The organism is Hufsiella arboris, assembly GCF_009834875.1.
GTDB classification, from domain to species: domain Bacteria; phylum Bacteroidota; class Bacteroidia; order Sphingobacteriales; family Sphingobacteriaceae; genus Hufsiella_A; species Hufsiella_A arboris.
In genome coordinates this window covers 313962-320009 of the sequence record NZ_WVHT01000006.1, presented here as the reverse complement: position 1 = coordinate 320009, position 6048 = coordinate 313962, and the positions used below count along the sequence as shown (strand labels likewise).

General features: G+C 42.8%; 1 protein-coding gene. It reads left to right on the top strand.

The annotated features are described in order from the left end of the window. Nucleotides 1-19: 19 nt before the first annotated feature. On the top strand, nucleotides 20-6022 hold the full coding sequence (locus tag GS399_RS14500; RefSeq protein WP_237487955.1) for a Calx-beta domain-containing protein: 6003 nt from the start codon (nucleotides 20-22) through the stop codon (nucleotides 6020-6022). The last annotated feature ends 26 nt before the right edge of the window (nucleotides 6023-6048 follow it).

Sequence of the window (6048 nt, the reverse complement as noted above, 5' to 3'; positions counted from 1 at the left end):
GGATCCGGCGACAGCGACGATGAATATCTCGGATAGCGGTTCAGCAACGGTCAGTATTGCAGCGGTACCGTCTTCGGTAAGCGAAAGTGCAGGAACGATCACTTTCGAGGTGACATTGAATGCAGCAGTGGCCGGTTCGTTTACAGTAGATTACAAGACGGTAGACGGCACGGCTAAAGCGGGCTCGGATTATACGGCTAAAACAGCCACACTGACCTTCCCGGCTAACTCGGCAGCAGGCAGCAAGCAAAGCTTTACGGTAGATATCACCGATGACAACGTGGTGGAAAGTTCAGAGAACTTCACGGCAGAAATCAGCAATGTATCGGGCGGCCTGGTAACGATAGGAACAGGTACAGCCACGGCGACGATCACCGACAATGATGCCGCCAATATTTCGATTGCCGATTTAACGGTCGATGAAGCAGATGTTAAAGCGGTAGTGAAAGTCACGCTGAACAATGCGGTACAGGATGCCTTTACCTTCGACTATACCACGTCAGATAATACGGCCAAAGCAGGCAGTGACTATACGGCAAAAACGGGTACATTAACTTTCCCTGCCGGATCAGTGGCAGGCACAGAGCTGACAATCGAGGTACCGATTAACGATGATGCCATCGTCGAGACATCAGAAGATTTCACAGTTACCTTAAGCAACCTGAACACCAGCCTGGTAACGATCAGTAAAGCAGCAGCAACAGTAACCATTACAGATAATGACGTTGCGAACATATCTATAGCTAATATAACATCAAATGAAGCGACTGGAAAGGCCAAGTTGACGGTAACGCTTAGTAACGCCGTGCAGGATCAGTTTACTGTAAAGTATACTACATCCGATAACTCGGCCAAAGTTGGTGATAACGATTACAGTTCAGCATCCGGAGTATTGACATTCCCTGCCGGATCAGCGGCCGGATCTGTTCAAGAATTTGAAATATCAATTAATGACGACCTGATTCGCGAGGCCACAGAAGATTTTAAAGTTACGTTAAGCGACATCAGCACAAATCTGGTCACTATTAGTAAATCCGAAGCTACTGTAACAATTACAGACAATGATGCAGCCAGTATTTCGATTGCTGATGTGTCAATAAATGAAGCAGATGGGAAAGCTAGCGTGACAGTAACACTGAACAATGCTGTCCAGAATGGATTTGCCGTCGATTATACTACTTCGGATAATAGTGCGGAAGCTCTAAACGATTATACGGCAGTAAGTGGAACATTGACGTTTCCAGCTAATTCTGCTGCAGGTACAATCAAAACTATAGAGGTTCCTATAATTGACGATGCGATTTTAGAAGGAATAGAAAACTTTAAAGTTAGTTTAAGTAATCTGAGTACTCCTCTTGTAACGATAGGGCAAGCGGAAGCAATTGTAACTATTAATGATAATGAAGCAGCCAGTATTTCGATAGCGAATGTAACGGTTGATGAATCTGCAGGAAAGGCGATTTTGACGGTAACATTGAACAACTCAGTTCAGGCTGAATTTAAAGTTGACTATGCGACGTCAGATAATACTGCAAAAGCGGGAAGCGATTACACTTCAAAGACAGGAACACTTACTTTCCCGGCTAATTCGCCCGCTAATACACAATTAACGATAGAAGTTCCTATAACTGATGATAATTTCTTAGAGAAATCTGAGCAGTTTAAAGTGACATTAAGTAATATAACCGGTGGACTGGTATCTATCGCTAATGGGATAGCGTCGGTTACAATCACGGATAACGATAACGCAAGCATTTCTATTGCAGATATCACTGTAAACGAAGCCGTTGGCAATGCAACGGTTACAGTAACTCTTGATAATCCTGTTCAGGATGCATTTGATGTAGACTATTCGACTGCCGACGGAACAGCATTAGATGGAGACGACTATACGGCTGCCAACGGAACACTGTCATTTGTTGACAACTCGCCGGCCGGCGCTACGCGTAGCTTTACAATCGCTGTTAATGACGATGACATCGTTGAACTTACCGAAGATATTAAAGCCTTATTGCAGAATATCACAGGCGGATTGGTAACTATCAATAAATCAGAAGCGATAATCCAAATTACAGATAACGACGAGGCGACTGTTACTGTTAGCGGCGCAAGCGATGGATCTGAATCTTCTACACCATCTAATGGTAAGTTCAAATTCACGCTGAGTAACAAAGTTTCAACGCCTACTACCGTTAATTTTACCGTAACTGGAACTGCAATTAGCGGAAGTGATTATACCTCTATTGGAACCTCTGTTGTAATTCCGGCCAACACATTAAGCGTTGATTTAGACGTTCCTGTTTTAGATGACCTCATTTCGGAACAAACTGAAACGGTAGACCTGGTTATGAATACAGTTACCAGCAACAGTAAGGTAACAGCCGACCCGACATCTGCCAGGGTGAATATCACAGATAACGATGGTGTAACGCTGGAACTAAGCGGCGCTACAACAGTTAATGAAGATGCAGGCACAATAACTTACACAGTTAAGCTTGCCGGAACAGCGGGTGGAACTATACAGGATGCGGTGACAGTAAAAACCGACATTGCTTCGGGGACAGCGGATTCCGGATCTGATTTCGACTATGTGCCGGAAACGTTAACCTTCCCGGCGGGTTCGGCTATCGGTACATCCCGAAGCTTTACAGTGTCGATTGTGAATGACGATGTTCTTGAAGGTAATGAAGACTTTACTGTAAATATTAAAGATGCAGTCGGCATTGCAACCATCGGAAACAACTCGGTGACAACGGTAATTTCAGACAACGACGCGGCAAGTATTTCTATTGCTGACGTTACAGTGAATGAAAACGCAGGCACTGCTACATTTACTGTGAAACTGACTGGAAATATTCAAAATGCATTTGACTTCGATTATGCTACTGCAGACGGTACCGCATTGGCTGGAAGCGATTATACCGCTAAATCCGGAACCTTGAATTTCGCCGGTGGTTCGGTGAATGGTGCAGTTAAAACAATTACAATCGATATTAACGACGATAATCTTGTTGAAGAAGACGAAACGTACAACATTACTTTAAGTGATATTACAGGCGGACTCGCTACAATCAGTCAGGCTTCAGCTATCGGAACGATCGTTAATAATGATGCCGACGTTATTAACGACAACTTGATCGCAACTGAAGATCAGGAAATTGACTTAATCGTTTTAGCGAATGATAAATTAACCGGCATCTACGGAACGGGTTACAAAATTACATCAGTAACAAATCCATCGAAAGGAACCGTTGCTATTAATACGGATGGAACGATCAATTTTATTCCGACGCATGATGAAAATGGCAACGACAGCTTCACTTATACCGTAACCACGTACAATAGTGACGGATCTAGTACCGTAAAATCGGCTACCGTTGCTTTACTAATTAACGCGGTTAACGATTTACCGGTTGTAACGAATCCTCCGGCTGTTCTAAATAGTATCCTCGAAGATTCATCGTTTTCCGGTAACTCACTGATTACTGATATTGATGGAGACGTATTAAACTACGGCATCAGTGTTCTACCGGCTCACGGACATGCAATTGTAAATTCTAACGGAGATTATAGCTACAAACCTGATCAGGATTATAATGGGTCTGATGAATTCACTGTTAAAGCTGATGACGGTAATGGTGGTTCGGTATTGGTTAAGATTGCGCTACAAATTACTCCTGTTAATGACGTTCCATCATTCACTGTTGGGTTAGATCAGTCTGTTCTCGAAAACTCAGGAGCTCACATCATAACAAATTGGGCTACAGACCTAAGCACGGGTCCGTCGAACGAATCAAATCAAAAATTGACTTTTGAAGTAACAAATAGCAATAACGCTTTATTTAGCTCACAGCCTCAGGTCAATTCAAGTGGAGATTTAACATTCACTCCTTCATTGAATGCTGAAGGCGTAGTGACCGTCACAGTTTATATTAAGGATGATGGTGGTGTCATTGATGGTGGTGTCGATAAATCATCAAGCCAATCATTTACGATAACTATCAGGCCAACTGTAATTACAGCTGCAGCTGATGCCGGGTCTCTTAACGGATTCATCGGAGGAGTTGTAGTTTCTAACGTATTATCGAACGATACTTACAACGGAAATCCTGTAACGTTTAGTAATGTGAAACTGAACGAGGTAAGTAGTACCAACGCGAAAATTACTTTAAATCCAGCTGACGGATCTGTAAATGTTGCACAGGGAACACCAGAAGGTATTTATACACTTCGTTACAGGTTGACGGATATGCTTGATCCGAATAAAACATCAGAAGCGGACGTTACAATTACGGTTACAAAACCTGCGATCACCGCGGCCAGCGATAATGGAACTATCAACGGATTTAATGGCGGTGTTGTTATTTTTAACGTTTTGGAAAACGATACTTATAACGATGTTGAGGCGACAGTTTCCACGATTACATTAACCCAGGTTAGCAGTACGAGCGCAAATATTTCGCTTGATCCAACCACTGGTAAAGTAGTTGTAGCACCAAATACACCGACCGGAAGTTATACGTTAACTTATCAAATAGCAGACAAGGTAAATCCCGGAAGTATTAAATCGGCTACTATTGAAATCAGCGTAACTGCCGGTATTATAACAGCAGTCCACGACGCTGGTACTGTTAACGGAGTTACAGGCGGAGTAGCCGTACCTAGCGTGCTAAGTAATGACACTTATAACGGAATTACTCCGACTGTTGGTGAAGTTACAATCACACAATTGAGCAGCACAAGTCCGAACGTGTATATCGATACGCAAACCGGTGCGATCATGGTCGCTCCTCAAACGCCGGCAGGCACTTATACTGTGACCTACGAAATCACCGACAAACTTGGTAATGAGAATAAATCAAGCGTTACAGTAACCGTGACAATCGGCTTGCCGGAACTGACAGTAGCAGCAAATGACGGAAGCGCTAACGGTTTCAGCGGTGGAGTTGCGATTGAAAATCTGCTTTCAAGAGTTACATATAACGGAAAACCGGCGACCTTGAACGAGGTAGGTTTAAAACTGGTAAGTGTCGATCATCAAAATATTAAACTTGATCCTTTAACAGGAAAAGTTAGTGTTGACGCCAATACGCCGTCCGGAACTTATACGTTGGTGTTCGAAGTCGTTGATAAACTTAATCCGTCGAATATAAAACAGACTACCGTAAAAGTTCGTGTCTCATCAGCAAGCCTCGCTGCAGCGAATGATAACGGAACAATAAGTGGTTATATAGGCGGTACAACGGTAGCAAATGTGTTGGCAAACGATAAAATCAATGGTCAACCTGCTTCATTATCAAATGTTACGCTAACACAAATTGCGTCAACAAATGATGGCGTTTACCTTGAAAACGGTACTGTTAAAGTTAAAGGTGGAACAAGGGCAGGAACTTACAAGCTTGAGTATCGGATCACTGATAAACTCGACCAGGCGAATACCTCGTCGGCTGTGGTAATAGTAACCGTAACCGGTCTTGAACCGCTGGCAAAAGATGACTTCAGCAATAATGAGTCAGGCAAAGTTTCAGTAATAGCGATTCTTGATAACGACAGCGCTCAGGATGAACTGACGTCGCTTAACATCGGTTCGATCATGGTTAAATCCCAACCTGATCATGGAAAAGTTGCGGTCAATCCTGACGGCTCCGTTACTTATACTTCGATTAAAGGATATGTGGGAAATGATAGCTTCACTTATACTGTTAAAAACAGTTTTGGTTATGAGTCAAACACGGCAACTGTTCGATTAACGGTTCTGGCAAATAAGTTGCTTATACCTAATGCGTTCACACCAAATGGTGACGGTAACAACGATCTGTTTGAAGTTGTAGGTATAGAAGGGTATACAAATGCCGAGCTTACAGTTTTCAACAGATGGGGTAACGAAGTATACAGAAATAAGAGTTACCAGAACCAATGGGATGGATATGGATTAAATGAAGGCACTTATTACTACATATTGATCATGAAGAATGGCGATAAGAATGAAGTTTATAAAGGCTGGGTATTATTGAAAAGGTAGAAAAGGCAGGTATAAATGCCAAATTT